The sequence below is a fragment of the Streptomyces sp. NTH33 genome (assembly GCF_003236365.1).
Lineage (GTDB): Bacteria > Actinomycetota > Actinomycetes > Streptomycetales > Streptomycetaceae > Streptomyces.
In genome coordinates this window covers 1-413 of the sequence record NZ_POTZ01001150.1, presented here as the reverse complement: position 1 = coordinate 413, position 413 = coordinate 1, and the positions used below count along the sequence as shown (strand labels likewise).

The following is a 413-nucleotide window of genomic DNA, read 5'->3' as shown; positions in this document are numbered from 1 at the left end:
CCCACGGCCACGACCACGACCACGCGGCCCACGAGGCCGCCGGGGAGGCGGCCCACGACCACCACGCGCATCCGCATCCGGCCACCACCACCGCCTCATGACCGCTCCCGTCACCGGCCCGGTGCGCCGCCGGCTCACCGTGCGCGGCACGGTGCAGGGTGTGGGCTTCCGGCCCTACGTCCACCGCCTGGCCGCCGACCTGGCACTGGCCGGGTTCGTGAGCAACACCGCGAGCGGCGTGCTGATCGAGGTCGAGGGTCCGCCGGACGGCGTCGACCGGTTCTGCGACCGGCTGGCCCGGCAGCCGCCCCCGCTCGCCGCCGTCACCGGCATCGGCCTCGAGGACGTCCCCGCCACCGGTGCCACCGACCCGTTCACCATCCGCCCCACCGACCACGCCCCCGGCCGCACGC

General features: G+C 77.2%; 1 protein-coding gene. It reads left to right on the top strand.

Features of this window, described 5'->3' with window-relative positions; genetic code table 11:
• Nucleotides 1-97: 97 nt before the first annotated feature.
• On the top strand, nt 98-413 hold a 316-nt coding region (locus C1I97_RS38920), incomplete at its 3' end, for an acylphosphatase (protein ID WP_146608499.1).